The organism is Maribacter sp. MMG018 (assembly GCF_018100785.1).
Classification (GTDB): domain Bacteria; phylum Bacteroidota; class Bacteroidia; order Flavobacteriales; family Flavobacteriaceae; genus Maribacter.
Map to the genome: position 1 here is coordinate 620103 of NZ_JAGJEC010000002.1, position 18970 is coordinate 639072.

General features: G+C 40.6%; 18 protein-coding genes. 7 read left to right on the top strand and 11 right to left on the bottom strand.

What is annotated here, in order from left to right:
- Window positions 1–53: 53 nt before the first annotated feature.
- Window positions 54–527, top strand: coding sequence for a nuclear transport factor 2 family protein (locus J8L85_RS10965; protein WP_211017201.1), 474 nt, complete (start codon window positions 54–56; stop codon window positions 525–527).
- 16 nt (window positions 528–543) lie between these two features.
- On the opposite strand, the gene J8L85_RS10970 is transcribed toward J8L85_RS10965, so the two are convergent.
- Window positions 544–1587, bottom strand: coding sequence for a ThuA domain-containing protein (locus J8L85_RS10970; RefSeq protein WP_211017203.1), 1044 nt, complete (start codon window positions 1585–1587; stop codon window positions 544–546).
- A gap of 182 nt (window positions 1588–1769) precedes the next feature.
- Here J8L85_RS10970 and J8L85_RS10975 point away from each other — a divergent pair, with 182 nt between their 5' ends.
- The gene (locus J8L85_RS10975; protein ID WP_211017205.1) at window positions 1770–2294 is read left to right on the top strand and encodes a hypothetical protein; all 525 of its coding nucleotides are present in this window, start codon (window positions 1770–1772) and stop codon (window positions 2292–2294) included.
- Between the two features lie 52 nt (window positions 2295–2346).
- On the opposite strand, the gene J8L85_RS10980 is transcribed toward J8L85_RS10975, so the two are convergent.
- Together J8L85_RS10980 and J8L85_RS10985 are read right to left on the bottom strand one after the other, a co-directional pair.
- Entirely contained in the window at window positions 2347–3123 is a 777-nt protein-coding gene (locus tag J8L85_RS10980) for a TIGR03915 family putative DNA repair protein (protein ID WP_211017206.1), read from the bottom strand.
- A gap of 11 nt (window positions 3124–3134) precedes the next feature.
- Complete coding sequence (locus J8L85_RS10985) at window positions 3135–4394, bottom strand: putative DNA modification/repair radical SAM protein (RefSeq protein ID WP_211017207.1); 1260 nt, start codon at window positions 4392–4394, stop codon at window positions 3135–3137.
- Window positions 4395–4491: 97 nt separating this feature from the next.
- On the opposite strand from J8L85_RS10985, the gene J8L85_RS10990 reads away from it, so the two are divergent.
- Window positions 4492–5256 (top strand): LexA family transcriptional regulator, encoded by a 765-nt coding sequence (locus tag J8L85_RS10990; RefSeq protein WP_211017208.1) that lies wholly within the window; start codon window positions 4492–4494, stop codon window positions 5254–5256.
- Between the two features lie 19 nt (window positions 5257–5275).
- Here J8L85_RS10990 and J8L85_RS10995 read toward each other — a convergent pair whose 3' ends face one another.
- Genes J8L85_RS10995 through J8L85_RS11010 form a run of 4 tightly spaced genes read right to left on the bottom strand, consistent with a single transcriptional unit; the run spans window position 5276 to window position 8817 of the window.
- A complete protein-coding gene (locus J8L85_RS10995; protein WP_211017209.1) occupies window positions 5276–5704 on the bottom strand; it encodes a GNAT family N-acetyltransferase in 429 nt (142 codons plus the stop codon).
- A gap of 59 nt (window positions 5705–5763) precedes the next feature.
- Entirely contained in the window at window positions 5764–6471 is a 708-nt protein-coding gene (locus J8L85_RS11000; protein WP_211017210.1) for a hypothetical protein, read from the bottom strand.
- Window positions 6472–6512: 41 nt separating this feature from the next.
- Window positions 6513–8198, bottom strand: coding sequence for a gamma-glutamyltransferase (gene ggt, locus J8L85_RS11005; RefSeq protein ID WP_211017211.1), 1686 nt, complete (start codon window positions 8196–8198; stop codon window positions 6513–6515).
- 34 nt (window positions 8199–8232) lie between these two features.
- The gene (locus J8L85_RS11010) at window positions 8233–8817 is read right to left on the bottom strand and encodes an acyl carrier protein phosphodiesterase (protein WP_211017212.1); all 585 of its coding nucleotides are present in this window, start codon (window positions 8815–8817) and stop codon (window positions 8233–8235) included.
- Window positions 8818–8911: 94 nt separating this feature from the next.
- On the opposite strand from J8L85_RS11010, the gene glmM reads away from it, so the two are divergent.
- Window positions 8912–10300, top strand: a complete 1389-nt coding sequence (glmM, locus tag J8L85_RS11015; RefSeq protein ID WP_211017214.1) for a phosphoglucosamine mutase — start codon at window positions 8912–8914, stop codon at window positions 10298–10300.
- A 97-nt stretch (window positions 10301–10397) separates the two neighbouring features.
- Here the strand turns inward: glmM and J8L85_RS11020 are convergent, their stop codons facing one another.
- The gene (locus J8L85_RS11020) at window positions 10398–11312 is read right to left on the bottom strand and encodes a lysophospholipid acyltransferase family protein (protein WP_348771753.1); all 915 of its coding nucleotides are present in this window, start codon (window positions 11310–11312) and stop codon (window positions 10398–10400) included.
- A 38-nt stretch (window positions 11313–11350) separates the two neighbouring features.
- On the opposite strand from J8L85_RS11020, the gene J8L85_RS11025 reads away from it, so the two are divergent.
- Window positions 11351–12001, top strand: coding sequence for a rhomboid family intramembrane serine protease (locus J8L85_RS11025; RefSeq protein ID WP_211017216.1), 651 nt, complete (start codon window positions 11351–11353; stop codon window positions 11999–12001).
- A 98-nt stretch (window positions 12002–12099) separates the two neighbouring features.
- On the opposite strand, the gene J8L85_RS11030 is transcribed toward J8L85_RS11025, so the two are convergent.
- Together J8L85_RS11030 and J8L85_RS11035 are read right to left on the bottom strand one after the other, a co-directional pair.
- Window positions 12100–13233, bottom strand: a complete 1134-nt coding sequence (locus J8L85_RS11030; protein ID WP_211017218.1) for a TlpA disulfide reductase family protein — start codon at window positions 13231–13233, stop codon at window positions 12100–12102.
- A gap of 107 nt (window positions 13234–13340) precedes the next feature.
- Window positions 13341–13832, bottom strand: coding sequence for a hypothetical protein (locus J8L85_RS11035; protein ID WP_211017220.1), 492 nt, complete (start codon window positions 13830–13832; stop codon window positions 13341–13343).
- A gap of 93 nt (window positions 13833–13925) precedes the next feature.
- On the opposite strand from J8L85_RS11035, the gene J8L85_RS11040 reads away from it, so the two are divergent.
- Window positions 13926–16838, top strand: coding sequence for an FAD-binding and (Fe-S)-binding domain-containing protein (locus J8L85_RS11040; protein WP_211017222.1), 2913 nt, complete (start codon window positions 13926–13928; stop codon window positions 16836–16838).
- A 3-nt stretch (window positions 16839–16841) separates the two neighbouring features.
- Here J8L85_RS11040 and J8L85_RS11045 read toward each other — a convergent pair whose 3' ends face one another.
- Window positions 16842–17696 carry a UDP-2,3-diacylglucosamine diphosphatase gene (locus J8L85_RS11045; protein ID WP_211017224.1) on the bottom strand — a complete coding sequence of 285 codons (855 nt, stop codon included), beginning with the start codon at window positions 17694–17696 and terminating at the stop codon, window positions 16842–16844.
- A gap of 191 nt (window positions 17697–17887) precedes the next feature.
- On the opposite strand from J8L85_RS11045, the gene aroC reads away from it, so the two are divergent.
- Entirely contained in the window at window positions 17888–18952 is a 1065-nt protein-coding gene (gene aroC / locus J8L85_RS11050) for a chorismate synthase (RefSeq protein ID WP_211017226.1), read from the top strand.
- Window positions 18953–18970 lie beyond the last annotated feature (18 nt).

Sequence of the window (18970 nt, forward strand, 5' to 3'; positions counted from 1 at the left end):
CTATTGCGTTTTTTATGTTTACCTTTAATGTATAACCCGATAACAATTTAGATTTGAAGAACACGGTATTACTTATTTCGTTGATGGCAACCATTGGTTTATTTGGGCAGTCAGAAGAAGAGATAAAGGTGCAAAAAACCATTGATTCTTTTTTTGAGTCTTTTCATGCCCAAGATTCGGTTGGAATGAAAAATGTGGTAACCCCAGAGATTATTTTACAGACCATTGGTCAAGATAAAGAAGGTAAAACAATACTTCGAACGGCAAATTTCGAGAATCTGGTAAAGTCGATTGTAAGTATACCCGATTCCATTTCATTTCAAGAGAAATTAAAGGGGTATTCCATACACCAAGATGGCATTATGGCCCATGCATGGACACCCTACGAGTTCTGGCTAAATGGAGAACTAAGCCATTGCGGTGTTAATTCTTTTCAGTTGCTAAAAGAAAACGGAACATGGAAAATCATATACCTCATAGACACTAGAAAACGAAAAGGGTGTACGAATACATCACAAAATGAGTAGACCAAGATTAACCGGACTAGTCTTGCCATTTTCTAGATGATGAGTTGTCTTGGGTAGGAAAATCGGCCGGAATTTTTTGGGTAACGTTTCCGGTAGCTGCCCACTCCGCACCTCTTTGAAAAGTGGTGATAAAACCAACACATTCCAAAGAATAGTCGAAATGGCCCAAGGTGGTATGAAAAACGTGTCCTTTACCGTAATCTATGGCCATTAACATAGGAACATGTTGCCCCAGCCCTTTAACGGAGGGGTCCCAGGGCGGAGCATTTTTTTCTACATCGGCATACGCGGTAGCCAAAATAGTGGCATTTTCAAACGGTCCGCGCATACGTTCATAAAGTTCATCTTGTGTATGTAGCCACTCATTCGGAATCCCGTTCATGATTGGGTGTTCCGGGGCCCTTGTGGTTAGCGTAAATTCATATTCCGGACCATGTGACCCACATACCCCTTCAGAATCATCGTGTATTAACTCGCCTTTATCGTTATAATATACATAAGGGCCGTTACTGCTATCTCTGCCTCCCCATGCTCCCAATCCTATCATTTTGTTGAACTCTTCCCATTCTCCCCATGCATTGTTGGCGGCATGTACAACTACAAAGCCTCCGCCATTGGAAAGGTATTTTTCAAAGTTTTTTCGGGTATCCTCGGGCCATAGGGCAGATTCGGCACCTAAATTAGATACAATAAGATCGTATTGACTAAAGTCTATAGAAAATGTAGATGTTTTTATGGGCTGGCTAGATGTTTTGTATTTGGTACTGTCCAGAGGATATTTTTCAATGAACATGGTATAAGGTTCAGGCCTTGATTCGTTGTATTTAATACCTAACCAGACCGAATCCATTCTGTGGATATCTACTTTAAAAAGGCCTGTTTCCTCTAAATAACTTTTCATCATCATAGTAGCCTTTGGCCATATGTAATGATTGTTTTGCCCGTCAATGATCAGCGCTTTTAGTTGTTTGGGCTCTTTTGTTTCTATTGCCTGTTCTTTTTTAGCTTTTCCGCATCCGATCGCTATAAGGAGTAGTAGGGCAAAACTTAAATTTCTCATAATCATAGGTTTGTTTGATGGTTTTTTGATCGAAGAAATACATATTGAAGAAAAATCGGTGTTTCAAATATTCTTTGAACGAAATTGTACCATCATAAAAATTGGTGATAATATAATGATCATATTGGCGCTGTGCAAAAGACATTATAAATTAGCGAAAAATAATTTTAAAAAATGATGCTATGAAATTGTTAGGAATCGGATCTAGAATAGAACATCCGGAATATGGTAAAGGTGTGGTAACCAATGTTTCATCTCAATATTATTGGGTGACTTTTATGGATGCAGGACTGGAAACCATTGATATAGATGCTGATTTTGAAGTGATAGAGGCGATAGAGTCCGAGGTGGATTCCGTAAGTTTTTTCGATGTAGAAAGTTCATTGGTTAAAATATTGGAAAAATGGAGCGATACGCATGAAAAAGTGGCGATTTCAGATAAATGGAGAGGGGGTAAGCTCATCTTGGAACCTGGGGATGCCATGGCCAATAAAGAAATGCCCATCGATACCTTTTTTCATAAAATAGTGATGGTAAGAGATCGAATACGTGTAATGGAACAGAAAATAAATTCCAGTAAAAATCTGGATGATCAAGAAAAGGTGGACCTCCAGCAATACATTACCCGCATTTATGGAAGCTTAACAAGTTTTAATGTGCTTTTTAAGAATAAGAGCGATCATTTTGTAGGTACCAAAAGCAAATAGAATTTATTGCTTCTCACGTAAATAAACCTAAGATTTGTTTGGAAGTCGTTTTTTAAACGGCTTCTTTCTTTTCGCTTAAGTATTTCCAATACCGTTTTGGTACGTGTTGGGTATGTAGTTTTTTGTTTATTCTTGATTTAATGTTGGTGCTGTTAAAATAATTGTTCCATAAATCCTGATATTGGTATTCTTCATTGGTAAAGGCATTGCTCTTATTAATGCTGTTTACATGCGCATCTGTCAAATCTAATGAGATCAACTCTACCGTATCTAAATTATAATAAAGCCCATAGCTTCGTTTTACATCATAGATTATCCAGGCCTGGTCGGCATAACGGTTTCTAAAATGTTTAGAGATAAGTGGAATTACGTCATAATCGGGTTCAATATTTGCAAAATAAACATCGTCTTTTGTCTTCTGAAAACGTACAAATGCTTCCATTCTATGTTTTTCCCGACCTACCTTGTGGGCCAATTGGTTTATTTTTAATACATAGTCATCGGAGAAATCGGTTCCCTTGTTTTCTATGGAACCCATGAGTTTCTGAATATAATAATAGAGTAGGGGCTCTATACCTTCTTGTCTGCTCAAAAAAGCAAAATAAATGCTTTTAATAGCCGAACTACTTCTTTTTTTTACGCCGTTCCAAACCCTTTTCGCCTTGTTTATATTGGTGAAAATGGTTTCGGTTTGAGAAAACAGCCCGTTCTGTGCCCGTTGGTTGCACTGAATGTCGGCATGGGACAATTTTTGTTCAAAGCCTACAAAAACTGCGGTCAAAAAACCATTGAAACTTCCGTCGTATATAAGCGATTTTGTTGTGTCCATAAGGTACGGTTTTAACTAAATAATGATAGTTGATTGCTATATTGGTTTCTAAATTTTCCGGTAGAATTTTGTAGTATCATTCCTTTTATACGTTCCGAGTCTAGGTCTCTTCTTTCCCAATACCTAGAGTTGCAGACAATAAAATATTTGGCTCGGTTTAGGGCCACACCCATATTTTTAAGGTGTTCCCAGTTCAATTTTCTGTACTTGCGCCCATTCATTATTTTATGCACAGACCTCATTCCAATACCGGGAATGCGTGCCAACATACGTTTGTCGGCAGTATTGATGTCTACGGGAAAGTGGTGCAGGTTCCTTAAGGCCCAACTCAGTTTAGGGTCTACATCAATATCAAGATTGGGGTGGTGGTCGTTCAATATTTCGTTTACCGAAAAACCATAAAAACGAAGCAACCAATCCGTTTGGTACAACCTATTTTCCCTTAGCATAGGAACCTGTGTGCCTATAGAAGGTAAACGGGCATCTTTCATAACCGGTACATAACCCGAATAATACACCCGTTTCATGTTGAATTTTTTATAGAAGTAAGTCGCGGAATACATGACATCTTTGTCCGATTCGCCCGTGGCCCCTACGATCATTTGTGTGCTTTGCCCTGCAGGCGCATATTTAGGAGTGCTCTTGATCAGTTTTTTTTCGTTCTTATGGCGTATGATCTCATTTCTGACCTTAAGCATGGGCTTGGCAAAATCTTCATGTTTTTTATCAGGTGCCAACAGTTTAAGACCGGAAATTGTGGGGATTTCTATGTTGACCGACAAACGGTCCGCATACAGTCCGGCCTCGTACATTAGTTCATCGCTAGCACCGGGTATGGACTTTAAATGAATGTAACCATTGAAATTTTCTTCTTCACGTAACTTTTTGGCAACTGCGATCAACCGCTCCATGGTATAGTCGGGGTTTTTAAAAATCCCCGAACTCAAAAACAATCCCTCTATATAATTTCTTCTGTAAAAGTTAATGGTAAGGTCCACTACTTCTTGAATCTTGAACGCGGCACGTTTTATATCGTTACTTTTTCTGGTTACACAATAGGCGCAATCAAAAATGCAATGGTTGGTCAAAAGAATCTTTAATAATGAAACACACCTGCCATCTTCGGTATAGGTGTGACATATGCCATTGCTGGCATTTCCAAGGCCTTTGTCCTTGTTCTTACGGTTGCTTCCGCTGCTAGAACACGATACATCGTATTTGGCGGCATCGGCAAGAATGTTCAGTTTTTCTTTTATTCGCTCAAAATTCATAGTAGTTGTAATTATTCCAAAAATATGGATATATTCCTAATTATGGAAATAATCCAAATATTATTTTGGATATAATCCATATTTGTTATATTTGAATATGGAAAATGAGCTTACGTTAAAAAGATTTACGGAAATAAGGAGGGAGTTAGGGTATACCCAAGCTGAATTTGCCGCGCTTATAGGGGTTTCGAACACAACGGCGGATATAGAGCGGGGGCGAACCAAGTTGTCCGGTAAGGTGGTTTCCGAACTACTTCGCCAGTTTAAAATAAATCCTCTATGGTTGTTCGGTGAAAGTGAAAACAAGTATTTGGAAACCTCGCAGACCAGTGTAATTCCGAAAGTAGTTACCGTAGATAGTTCTGAAAACGAGAATATGGTGTTGGTAAATGCGAAAGCGGCGGCGGGGTATCCCCAAAATATTTCCGATACCAGTTGGTACCGACAATTGCCCGCTTTTGACTTGCCCATACCCGAATTTAGAAACGCCACGTACAGGGGGTTTCAGGTAGAAGGGGATAGTATGTTGCCAAATTTGCATCCTGGCGAGTGGGTTTTGGCCAGGGCCATTGAGCATATAGATCATGTAAGCCCAAACAAGATGTATGTTGTGGTGTTGCAAGATTCTGTCATGGTGAAAAAGATTGAAAAAAGACCAAATTCAAATAATATAACCTTGGTTTCGTTGAACGAAACCTATCCGCCATACGATATTAAGCCTTTTCTGATTCAAGAAATATGGGAGGTAAGCAGTAAAATAACCTTTAATGTAGACGCCAGTACCGATAGCGGTCTCTTGCGACAATTACAAGAGTCGATGCAAGAACTTAAAAATCAATTGCAACACGTAAAAAAGGTTTGATCGTTCTGTAGAGCTATGGTTACATAAGTTTCTTTACATAAAGACCACTGTTCTTTAGTGTAAAACCTAAGCTTTTATATAGATTGATGGCTGCCGTTCTATGGTGTCCGCTAAATAAAAGAACATCGTTGAGTTTTCTTTTTTTGGCCTGCTCCAATAATTTTTCCATAAGCTGACGTCCAATACCTTTTCCCCGGTGCTTGTCAGATACAACCACATCTTCTATCATTCCCTTGTGCCCGGATACCACCTTGTAATTTGCCATCATGGCAATACCGATCAGTGAACCGCCATCAAAACAAGTAGCGATATCTATATCGTCTGGGCGTTCGAATATCGTGTTTAATGAAAGCTGCTTTATTTCTCCATTTAGCTGAAGGTACAGTTCTGATAATTGCTTTTGTAGATCATCGGTTACTTCTTGTTCGGACAGGAGCTTGATTTCCATACGTATAGTTTTATTAAAATACCCACCAAGTTATTAAAACGAAATGGAGAATTGTAATTCTAGTGATTGTATCCCCTAACGTCTCCCATAGAAAATTCCAGGGGACCCATAATGTGTGATTTGGGTAAAAAAGCACCACTGTCGGTAACCAACCAATCGTCCCAAGAAGCTTCTACACCTCCAATGGGTATAATTTTTACCCATAGCTTAAAACTTTTTGGAAAACCATTGGGCTGTAATATCCATAAGTAAGAATCGCCGGGTGTGGATCCTCCACTTGTATAGGTTACCAGAAGTCCCTCTAAGCCATTTTCTAGGGGAACTACCCGTCTTTCTACTCCTTCGTCAAAAACCTTGTAGGGCGCTATCAGCCAAAAAGAATCATTGTTGAATTTGTCTATGGCGTCGGCTACCAGTTTCTCATTCTCTTTAGTGTCGAGTCTTGTACCGTTTTTGTATCCTATGCTAGAGTCAGGTGCGATCAAATCCAGATCTACCCTATAATCGTCCCATTGTACCTCGACCGTCCTATTTTTTCGGTCCCATTTATAAAGATGGGCACCATCCCTAAACGACCATTCCAGAAAACGGGTGTTTTCAAATTTGCCATAATTCAGGGAATTCAACATTTTTTCGGCCAAGGCGTCCGCTTCCGGGCCCGATCGTCCCTCTGGCATTGGTTCGTTATATACGGCATAGATAACACCAAAGGCGATGATGGCCAAAACAAGTATGACCCCTAGTATTCTAAGTAATTTTTTTATCATTTTATATAATTGATCTGAGTAGGTATTATGGTACAAAAGTATTAAAAACCTACCGCCATATCATCACCGCGTTTATCTGCCCCGCCTTCCAATCGGCCATCTGGCAGTATTCTAATGGCGTCTACCTTACCGATTATCGGGGTGCGGTCTTCGTTTATGATATAGCCTTTAGATTTCATTTCTTCTTTTAAGGTGTCCGGAAAACCATTTGGTTCAAAAATGACCATGTCGGGTAGCCACTGATGGTGAAAGCGGGGAGCATTGACCGCCTCTTGCATACTCATATTGAACTCGTACGCATTTAAAATTGTTTGGGCCACTGCTGTTATTATCGTAGAGCCTCCAGGTGTACCGACCACCAACCATGGCTTACCTTCTTTTTCTACGATGGTGGGTGTCATACTGCTTAACATACGTTTTTCGGGGGCAATACTGTTTGCTTCGGCACCGATCAACCCAAACATGTTGGGTACTCCGGGTTTTGCACTAAAGTCATCCATTTCATTGTTCAAGAAAAACCCTAGTTCGTCCGAATATAATTTTGAACCGTAGGCACCGTTCAAGGTAGTGGTCACCGAAACAGCATTTCCCTCGGCATCTACGATAGAGTAGTGGGTGGTTTCCATACTTTCTATTATTTCAACATTTCCGCGTTCTACTTCCGAAGATTTGGTTGCCTTGTCAAAAGAAAAATTATCCATTCGATCTCGCAGGTAAGAATCACTGAGCAATACATCTAATGGAATGTCGACAAAATCGGGATCTCCCAAATAATAATTTCTGTCCGCATAGGCTCTACGTGCCGCCTCGGTAAACAATTGGACCGTTTTGGCGGAAATGTGGCCATACGAGGCCAGATCGTAGGGCTCTATCATTTTAAAGATCTGATTCATGGTGACGCCTCCGCTGCTAGGGGGGCTCATAGAAATAATTTTCAGGTCCTTGTAATTAAAGATAATGGGCTGTCTCCATACCGCTTGGTATTTTTCAAGGTCTTCCTCGGTAATATACCCGCCTTTCTCTTGTATGAAAGCCGCTAATTTTTGAGCCGTTTCCCCTTTGTAAAATCCGTCTCTTCCGTGTGCTGCAATTCTTCGCATGGTATTTGCCAAGGCCGGGTACTTTATTACATCCCCTTGTTTGTATTCTTTGGCAAATTTTGTGCTGTCGCCATTTACCTCGATAAATTTTTCTCTTTGGCTTGCCAATCTTCTTTCTTGGTTGGCGGTTACTACCACTCCTTTTTCGGCCAAGGCGATAACAGGTTCAAAAATTTCCTTTAAGGGGAGCGAACCAAATTTTTTATGGACTTCTATGATTCCGGCAACGGTTCCCGGTACACCAACAGCGGTGGCCCCCAAAGTACTTTTGTTCGGAATTACGTTTCCTAAAGAATCTAGGTACATGTCTTTGTGGCCGCTTAAAGGGGCTTTTTCCCTATAGTCCAATCCTCCAACATCACCGTCCGCTTTTCTGTAGACCATAAATCCGCCACCGCCTAAATTACCGGCGAAAGGGTAGGCGACTACCAGGGCCATTTCGGTTGCGACCATGGCATCAAAGGCGTTTCCTCCTTTTTTCATGATTTCCACCCCGATCTTTGAGGCCTCTTCGCGGGCAGATACTACCATGGCCTTATCGGTGACCAGGCCTGTTGGTGCCGGAGGTGATTTTTTACAATGTGTAAAAACTAAAAGCAGTAAAAAGAGGGCGGTAATTTTTTTCATAAAACTGGGTAATTGTTAGGTGTGGTCATTAAAATTATAGGGACTTAAATTTTTGCTTTGAAAATATAATCAATTCTTCAAAAAACATAGTAAACTCTTTTTCGAAATCAGCATAATGCTCTTCTAGGTCCAAAATGGCAAAGTTCATTTTAGATTTGTTTTTCGTTCTTCGGTTCATGCCGTTCAATACCTTCGAAATCCCTTCCATATTGGCATAATTGACTAGCCAGTTGTCAGAAATCATATAAGGCATCATTCTTTTTACGCCATCGGGCAAAATAGCATAGTTTTCTTCTAATTGGTCGTAAAAATTGTCCACGAATATTTCTAGGGGGGTGTCGGAGTACTCGGTCCAGTTTTTGGCCAAATAATGATCGTAAAAGATATCTACGATGACACGGCTGTAATGGCTATAGTTTTTATGAAGCCTTTTGCTGCTTATTTTGGGAATCTTGTGTGAATCTGTGTAGGTGTCTATGTGACGATGCAACGTTATTCCCTTTTGGATCCTTTGCGGTAGATGGTCGTATTTATTACCGCGAATACTGTCTGCTATAAAGTTTCCTATGGTGATGTCCTTATCCCCGAAAGAAAGATATATATGGGCAAGAAAGTTCATTAATCCTGTTTTGTTTATTTAAGGTCGAATTTACGAATTGATAAACACTCAAGTTCACTTAGAACTTTATATTTGCAAAAACTTAATTAGATTTATGACACTTATAAAATCAATTTCAGGAATAAGGGGTACCATTGGAGGTAAACCTGGGGACAACCTAACCCCAATCGATGCCGTTAAATTTGCCGCTTCTTACGGCATATGGTTAAAAGACTATTCGAAAAAAGATAAATTAAAAGTTGTTATAGGTCGCGATGCCCGTTTGTCGGGAGAGATGATTCAAAACTTGGTCGTATCTACCTTGGTAGGCTTGGGCATAGATGTAATAGATTTGGATCTGTCCACTACACCAACGGTAGAGATTGCGGTTCCTTTAGAAAAGGCCGATGGCGGTATTATTCTTACGGCCAGCCATAACCCTAAACAATGGAACGCTTTGAAATTGTTGAACGAAAAGGGAGAATTTTTGGATGCCGCACAAGGTGCCAAAATATTGGAGATAGCCGAAAAAGAGGATTTTGATTTCTCTGAGGTAGATGATCTGGGTGAAATTATCAAGAACGATAGTTATATAGATGTACACATAGATGAAGTGTTGGATCTTTCTTTGGTAGATGCGGAGGTCATTAAAAAGGCCGGTTTTAAAGTGGTCGTAGACGGTGTTAATTCTACCGGAGGTATTGCAATACCAAAATTATTGGAAGAACTAGGGGTGGAAGTGGTTAAGTTGTACTGTGATCCTACGGGGCACTTTCCTCATAATCCCGAACCGTTAAAAGAGCATTTGGCGGATATTTGTGAGTTGGTGGTAAAAGAGAAGGCAGATTTTGGAATCGTAGTGGATCCCGATGTTGATAGGTTAGCTTTTATTAGCAATGACGGGGAAATGTTCGGGGAAGAATATACCTTGGTTGCTTGTGCCGACTATGTTCTAAGCAAGACAAAAGGAAATACCGTTTCTAATTTATCTTCATCCAGGGCATTAAGGGATATCACCGAAAAACACGGTGGCACTTATGAGGCGTCTGCTGTTGGTGAGGTAAATGTGGTAACTAAAATGAAGGCCAACAATGCCGTAATCGGAGGAGAAGGTAATGGAGGGATAATTTATCCTGAAAGCCATTATGGCCGTGATTCGTTGGTAGGTACCGCCTTGTTTTTGATGCTTATGGCAGAAAAAGGAGGGACCGTAGCAGAGCTTAGGGCAAGTTACCCAAGTTACTACATGAGCAAAAATAAGATTCAATTGACTCCTGAATTGGATGTCGATGGCATCTTAAAGGCCATGGCAGAAAAATATAAAAACGAGGAAATCTCTACCATAGACGGTGTAAAAATTGATTTCCCTGAAAACTGGGTGCACCTTAGAAAATCTAATACCGAACCTATTATCAGAATATATACCGAAGCTAAGAGCCAGTCGGAAGCGGATGCCTTGGCAGAAAGGATTATTGATGAAATAAAGGAAGTGGCCGGTATTTAAGACAGAAAATAAACGTTGGATTTTTTCCGCATTTTATATTCCCCCGTATTTATAATATGGGGGAATGTTTTTTATAAGGTGTCTATTCTGGAAATATTCAGGTTTTTGCGAAATGGGCAGGTTTCTTGTTGCGGTGTTTCCATCTTCTATGTGTCCACAGGTAATATTCCGGCCTTTCTTTGATTTGTTGTTCCGTTAGGCGTAAAAACGTATCGGTTATTTCGTTCTCTTGGGTTTCTTTTCCGTTTTCTGTAATAGTGGTGAACTCCGCTTGGTAATACCCTCTTTTCACCTTTGATACTTTTAAGAAGACTACGGCAAGTCCCAATTTTCTGGCCATGGTTTCCGCACCGTTAAAAACCGGTACTTTTATTCCCATAAACTCGGCCCAATATTGTGCCTTATGGGCTTGTGGTGATTGGTCGCTGACCATTCCGTAAACGCTTGGAACCTCTTCTCGCAGGTTTCTTACTACCGTCTTTACCGTTTGCTGTTGGGTGATCAGGGTGGTGTTCCAACGGGCCCTTACCTTTTTTATAAAATTGTCAAAATAGTGGTTGCCGATTTTTTGGTAGACACCGTATCCTTTGGCATTTATATAATTGTTGATACTTACGTTCCATTCCCAATTGGCATAGTGGGCGCATACAATTAAAATGCTACGTTTTTTTTCGAGCTCCCTTAACAGCTCAATATTGGTAACATGGTATTTTTTTTTGACATCCTCCTTGCTCAGGTTCATGGTTTTTACCATTTCTAGAAACATATCGCACATATGTTTATAGAATGCTTTTTCGATCCTGTGTATTTCTTTCTCGTCTTTCTGGGGGAAAACCAGTTTTAAATTGTTAACGACCACTTTTCTCCTATACCGAACAATGTGGTAGACAATAAAAAAAATAATGTCTGAAAATCCGTAGAACAATCGATGTGGTAAAATTGAAATAACCCATAAAAATGGATAGACCAATATAAAAACCAATAGCTGCATGCCTTCTGTTATAATGGGCAAATATAGCTATATTTGAACCCAATAGTAAGGGTTTTTATATGTACAATATGGATTTGGCCACGATCGTGGTAATAGGTGCCAATATTTTGGTATCGCTTAAAGGGTTCAATGATTCGTATTTTTTTGACAGGTACAAATTTAGTATCGGGGCCATTAACAGTGGCCAAAAGGAAAGAATGCTTACCTCGGGTTTTTTGCATGTGGACATCGCCCACTTGTTTTTTAATATGTTCACGTTGTATTTTTTTGCAAACGTTGTCATTAACTGGTTTGGGCAGGCCAAATTTCTTATAATCTATTTCATCAGTTTGTTGGCAGGAAGCTTGTTGGCCCTGTTCTTTCATAAAAAAGAACCATACTATAGTGCGGTAGGGGCCAGTGGTGCCGTAACGGGTATACTGTATGCGGCCATTCTCTTGCAACCCGATATGCGTTTGGTTATTATGTTTATACCGATTCCGCTACCGGCCTACGTCTTGGGCATAGGGTATTTGCTCTATTCTATTTATGGTATGAAAAGTAGATTGGGCAATATTGGGCATACGGCCCATTTTGGAGGGGCCATCGGAGGCTATTTGGCCACCTTGATCTTTATGCCAAGTCTTCTGCAGACAGATACCTTAATGGTTATTTTATTGGCATTGCCGATCGTTCTTCTTTTTGTTTTGGAGAAAATGGGTAAAATATAAAAGGACTATAAGAGAATGGGTTTATCTCTTATTGATGTTAAAAATAAAAAAGCCCGAGCAGTTTCTGCTCGGGCTTTTTTATAGTTCGTTTCAATAAATTAATCCAATAATTCGGATACTTTTTGTTCCAACGCAGGACCTCTTAGGTTCTTGGCAACGATGACACCGTTTTCATCCAACAAAAACGCTGCAGGAATAGCATCTACATTATATAACCTGGCGATGGCATCATCAAAATAGGCAATGTTAGAAATATGGTTCCATTCTAGGCCATCGTCGGCAATAGCCTTTTTCCAAGCATCGGCACTTTTGTCCAAAGAGACACCAATAACATTCAACCCTTTTTCATGGTATTTCTTATAAACCGATACAATGTTGGGATTTTCGGCCCTACAAGGTCTGCACCATGCCGCCCAAAAATCTATCAAGGTTACCTTTCCGAGTACATCGTTCAGGGCAATGGTTTCCCCGTCTGGGTTGGGTCCCGAAAAATTTGGGGCCTTCGCACCGATAGCGGTATTTTTTGCCTGCTCTTCAGATTTTTTAAGTTCTTCCAAGCTTTCGATGATACGCTTGCCCGGTTTAGAATCTTTTACCTCAGGGGTAAAAGTATTGTAAAGCTCTTGTATTTCTTCGCTTCCCAATATTTTTGCAGCGGTAGCCCTTTCTAGCAACAAGGCAGAAATTAAAGCGTTCGGGTTGTTTTTGATATAATCGACTTCAAAATTTTGATATTCCTCTTGTAGCTCTTGCATTTCATCTCTAAGCGCTATCATGGTCTCTTGAGAACCCCCAGAGGTAGATGCATGCTGCATATCTTGCTGAATGGATTGTGCACGTTGCGATATTTCCCTAGACTGCTTCATGTAGTCGGAAAATAGCTCGTTTTGTGTCGTACCTTCTATTTTTGCAAAACCTAAACTGTCTATTTGAGCTTCGAAATCAATATCGCCGTTCTCTAGGATAAGGGCGGCGTACGTGTTGGCTTTGTCTACAAATAAGTAATGTAGTTCTGGTTTTTCCGACACTCCTTTAAAGGTAAACTTACCGCCGGTGACCATAGTTGTGTCCACTTCTACAGGTTGGTTGTCCTCACCGATCTTTTTTAAGAAGACTTGGGTGCCATCTTCTATATCTCCCCTTAAGGAACCGTTTATGGTAAACCCATTAGAGGATTCGTTGCAGCTTAGCATGGTTAGGAAACCCAAAGAAAGTAGTACTATTTTTTTCATGTCAATTTTTTTGTGAATCACAAAGGTAATTATATTCTTTAACAGGATAAAAAAAAGACCCTAAGGCAATTAGCTTAAGGTCTTTTTTAATATTTACTTAAGAATTTTCAAAACAAATAACGGATTCCGAATCCTATATCAAAATCAAAGTTATCCGAAAAACCGCTGTAGCCTAAAACGCCTACTTCGGGCCTAAAGTCCAAAGATAGTAGCAAAGGGATGTCAAAACGGTACTCAACACCTATATCTCCTGCAGCGAGTACAAACAGTCCTTCGTCGTCAGGGTCGGTGGCATATGCAAAGTCTACACTACCAAGACCGCCTCCAACGCCATAATACCAGTTAAAACCACCTTCTATGGGTCTTACCCATTGGTACAGACCAACCAGTTTAAAGGCGTCAAAGTTTCTGCTGTCCCTCCAGCCAAGGTCAAACTCGGCCCTGTTATAACGACCAATGGATTTTTGATAGGATATTTCTGCCCCAAAACCATCGCTGTCCCCCAATCGCAGTCCGAGTGCATGGTCCGAGATTTCTTGGCTATTCATTGAAAATGTGATAAATACAGTTAATACGGATAAATAATTTAAAATTTTCATCTGTTCCTTTTTTAGATTTATAACAAAAAGCAGCATTTTGTAACTTGTTGCTCAAACAATAAAACTTAATTTAGCAACCAAAATTGTGCCAAGTTGGATATTAAATTACTCTCCCGATTAGATAAGGATCTACAGGGAAATTTACGAATCGACGAACTGTCAAGAACCTTATATGCAACAGATGCCTCTGTGTATAGAAAAAAGCCGTTGGCCGTTGCTTTTCCGAAGACCATAGAAGATATAAAAAAACTTATTTCCTTTGCCAACGAGCATAAGGTGGGTCTTATTCCGCGTACGGCAGGTACCTCTTTGGCAGGTCAAGTTGTCGGTGATGGCATTGTGGTGGATGTCTCTAGGTATTTTACAAAAATTCTTGACTTCGACGAGAAGAAGAAACAGATTACGGTACAACCTGGTGTAATTAGAGACGAACTCAATCAATATTTGGCACCGTACGGACTCTTTTTTGGTCCCAATACTTCTACGGCAAACCGTTGTATGATAGGGGGAATGGTGGGTAACAACTCTTCGGGTACCACCTCTATACAATACGGCATTACCAGAGAAAAAATTGTATCGTTAAAAACTGTTCTGTCCGACGGCAATGAGGCAGAGTTCAAGGCGTTGACGACTTCCGAATTCGAGGAAAAGACAAAACTGAATACATTAGAAGGAAGCATATATAAAAAACTATACGAAGAGTTATCGCCCAAAGAAGTACAAGAACGTATTTTTTCAGAGTTTCCAAAACCCGAGATCCATAGAAGAAACACGGGGTATGCCATAGACGAACTTTTAAATACCAATGTTTTTGGCGATACCGATGAAAAAATAAACATCTGTAAGCTGCTCAGCGGTAGTGAGGGTACTTTGGCATTTACAACAGAGGTCACTTTGTCTTTGGAGGACCTTCCCCCAAAACTCTCCGCCATGGTGGTTACACATTATAAGACCCTCGAAGATTGCCTTAGTGATGTCGCACCGGTAATGCAGCACAACCTGCATCTATGTGAGATGATGGACAAGGTGATTTTAGATTGTACAAAGAACAATAGAGAGCAGTTAAAGAATCGATTTTTTGTAGAAGGCGATCCGGCAGCTTTGTTGATGTTAGAGGTAAAGGCCCATACCGAAGAGGATTTGGACAGTCAGTTAAAAGAATTGCAAAGTACCATCGAAACCTCAGGTTTGAGTTATGCCAGCCCTGTACTTTATGGCAACGATGTAAACAAGGCCGTAACCCTTAGAAAGGCCGGATTAGGGCTTTTGGGCAATATGGTAGGCGACCGTAAGGCAGTTGCCTGTATAGAGGACACAGCGGTGGCCGTTAGTGATTTAAAGGCTTTTATCGGTGAGTTTTCGCAAATAATGGCAAATTATAAACAGTCCGCTGTTTATTATGCGCACGCCGGCGCGGGTGAATTGCACCTACGTCCGATCCTAAACCTGAAAAAAGGCGATGATGTTGTTATGTTTAGGGATATTACTACCGATGTCGCTAGATTGACGAAAAAATACAAAGGCTCTTTTAGTGGAGAGCATGGCGATGGTATCGTTAGGGCCGAGTTTATACCTATTATGGTAGGCCAAGAAAATTACGAGCTGTTGAGAAGGGTAAAATCTTATTTTGACCCTAATGGTATCCTTAACCCCGGTAAAATTGTCGATGCCTATCCTATGGATGAGAGTCTTAGGTACGAGGTGGATCGAGAAGAACCCGAAATAGAGACGATGCTCGATTTTTCCGACAGTCAAGGTATACTAAGGGCTGCCGAAAAATGTAATGGTGGGGGTGATTGTAGAAAGACGGAGAAAGCCGTTGGTGCCATGTGCCCGAGCTTTCATGCCACAAGGGACGAAAAACATACGACAAGGGGCAGGGCCAATGCCTTACGTGAGTTTTTAACGGTCTCTGATAAAAAGAACAAGTTCGATCAAAAAGAACTAAAAGAAGTTTTTGACCTTTGCTTAAGTTGCAAGGCCTGTGCCAGCGAGTGTCCCAGTAATGTAGATGTCGCTACCTTAAAAGCAGAATTTTTATACCAATACCAAGAGGCGAACGGCTATCCTTTAAGAGGTAAATTGTTTGCTTACAATACAGGTCTAAATCGTTTGGGCAGTAAATTTTCAGGTATTACCAATACCTTGTATAAGTCCAAATCTTTTGGGGGCGTGCTTAAGAAATTTGCCGGAGTGGCACCCGAAAGAACCTTGCCAAGTGTTTATAGTTTTAATTTCGATAAATACCTACAAAAGGCTAAGAATAAGAACAGTGCAAACAAACAAAAAGTTGTTTTGTATATCGATGAATTTACCAAGTATTTGGATATTTCCGTTGGTAAAGATGCCATCGACCTGTTGACCGGGCTGGGTTTTGATGTAACGCTGTACTATGCGGAAAGCGGTAGAACCTTTTTGTCCAAAGGTTTTTTAAAGCAGGCAAAATCGTTGGTGGAAAAAAATGCCGTGGCCCTGTTGGACTATACCGAGAAAAAATGGCCGGTCTTAGGCTTGGAGCCATCGGCAATATTGTCTTTTAGGGATGAGTACAAACGTATGATCCAAGATGCCGAAGTGGCCGAAAAAATAGCGGCTAATTCATTTTTGGTAGAAGAGTTCCTTTCCTTGAAAATAGAGGAAGGCACATTGGATGCTTCGCTCTTTACCGAAGAGGAAAAAGAGATCAAGATCCACAACCATTGTCATCAAAAGGCATTGAGCAATCAAAAAGTAACGTTTGATGTACTGAACCTGCCAAAGAATTATAAGGTTACCATTATACCTTCTGGTTGCTGTGGTATGGCAGGATCTTTTGGTTATGAAAAAGAGCATTACGAAACCAGTATGAAGGTAGGTGGCCTAAAACTTTTTCCCGCTGTTTCCAAAGCCGGCCCAGATACACTTATCGCTGCCAATGGAACGAGTTGTAGGCATCAGATTTTTGATGGCACCAAAAGAATCGCAGAGCATCCCGTTAGTATTTTAAGAAAGGCCTTGTTGCCGTAGTTCTTAAATTAGGCCTTTTTTATTGTCTTCTTTTTCCGCTTTGTTGGAAATAGAGGCGATGAGCTCGTTGATGTTCATCTGTTTTAAGGCTTCGTCCATAAAAAACGGCGATAGCTTGTCATTTTTATATTGATAGAGCTTCCATCTTTTCAACGAATACTCCAAAGCGGTCAAATTTTCTACCCAATCACCCGAGTTTAGGTAGGTGGTGCTTCCTTTGGGTGTTTCTACATTTTTCTTTTTAGGCTGGTGTATATGGCCGCATACAACATAGTCATAGTGGTTTTCTATGGCCACATCTATTACCGTTTCTTCAAAATTGGAGATATATTTCTCGGACCACTCTTCGTTGTCCTTTATTTTATTGGCCAGTGAGTACTTTTCTTTTTTTAGGTTTTTTAAAAACCAATTGTTGAGTTTGTTGCAATTGATCAAGAGCGAGAAGCCAAAGCTTCCCAATTTGGCCATCCATCGTCCGTTTATCCATGGAATATCAAAAACATCCCCGTGAAAGAACCAGGCTTTTTTACCGTGTAGGTCTAGCACCAGCTTCCTGCAGAACTTGATGTTTCCCAAAGAGATGTTCGCAAGGGTTTTTGGGGCATGGTCGTGGTTTCCCATAATATAGTACACCTCGGTTCCCTTAGATGCCATCGACACGATCTTTTTGATGACATTTAGGTGGGAGGCAGGGAAATAACTTTTTTTAAATTGCCAAATATCCACGATATCACCGTTTAAGATCAGTGTTTTTGGTTGTATACTGCATAAGTAGGCCAGTAATTCGTCAGCATAGCAATCGTAGGTGCCAAGATGCACATCTGATATGAGGGCTATATCTAATTTTCTTTTTTTCAAAGTAGAAGTTTGGGCAAAATTAATTGTAATGATTTATTAATGAGTGTGTTATAGCATCAACATTTGGCAAGCTTAGTGTTAAATAATCATTACGTAGGGCAGCGAACTTTAATTTAACTTTAAGTGATGGGTAAATTTTTCTCTAAAGCATATAAAAATTACCTTTGCGATCAACATTTTGTAAAAATATTATGGCGGGCAATTCCTTTGGTAATTTATTTAAGGTAACTACATTCGGAGAATCACACGGTAGGGCTATTGGAGGTGTTTTAGATGGTTGTCCCGCTGGAATAGCATTGGACCTAAGTTTGATCCAAAAAGATTTGGATCGAAGAAAACCGGGACAGTCGGCCATAGTGACGCAGCGAAAAGAGCCGGACGAGGTAGAAATATACTCGGGAGTGTTCGAGGGGAAGACCACTGGAACCCCTATCGGTTTTGCCATTCATAATACCAATCAAAAATCAAAGGATTACGGACATATAAAAGATTCGTATCGGCCTTCACATGCCGATTATGTGTACGATAAAAAATATGGCTTTCGCGATTACCGGGGTGGTGGACGGAGTTCTGCCCGTGAAACTGCCAGTAGGGTAGTGGCGGGTGCCATCGCCAAGCAATTTTTGCAAGATGTGGAGATAGTGGCATATGTTTCTCAGGTTGGGGATCTACAACTGCAGAAAAGCTATTCGGAACTAGATCTATCGGCTGCCGAAAATAATGCTGTTAGGTGTCCGGATGCGGAAATGGCCGCTAAAATGGAATCGTATATCAAAGAAATCAAGAAACAGGGCGATACCATAGGAGGGGTAATCACCTGTGTGGCCAAAAATGTTCCCATCGGTTGGGGCGAGCCGGCCTTTGATAAGTTACATGCCGAACTGGGCAAGGCAATGCTATCCATAAATGCCGTAAAGGGCTTTGAGTACGGTAGCGGTTTTGCAGGGGTTACCATGAAAGGTAGCGAGCACAACGACCCTTTTAATACCGACGGTACCACAAAAACGAATTATAGCGGCGGTATACAAGGGGGTATCAGCAACGGAATGGATATCTATTTTAATGTGGCCTTTAAACCAGTAGCTACTGTGATACAAGGGTATGAAACCATAGACCGTGAGGGAAATATGGTAAAAACACAAGGCAAAGGTAGACACGATCCCTGTGTGGTGCCAAGGGCGGTACCTATTGTCGAAGCCATGACTGCCTTAGTGTTAGCGGATTACAAATTACTATCCAGAACAAATAGAATTTAATTTTTTTTAGGGGTGGCA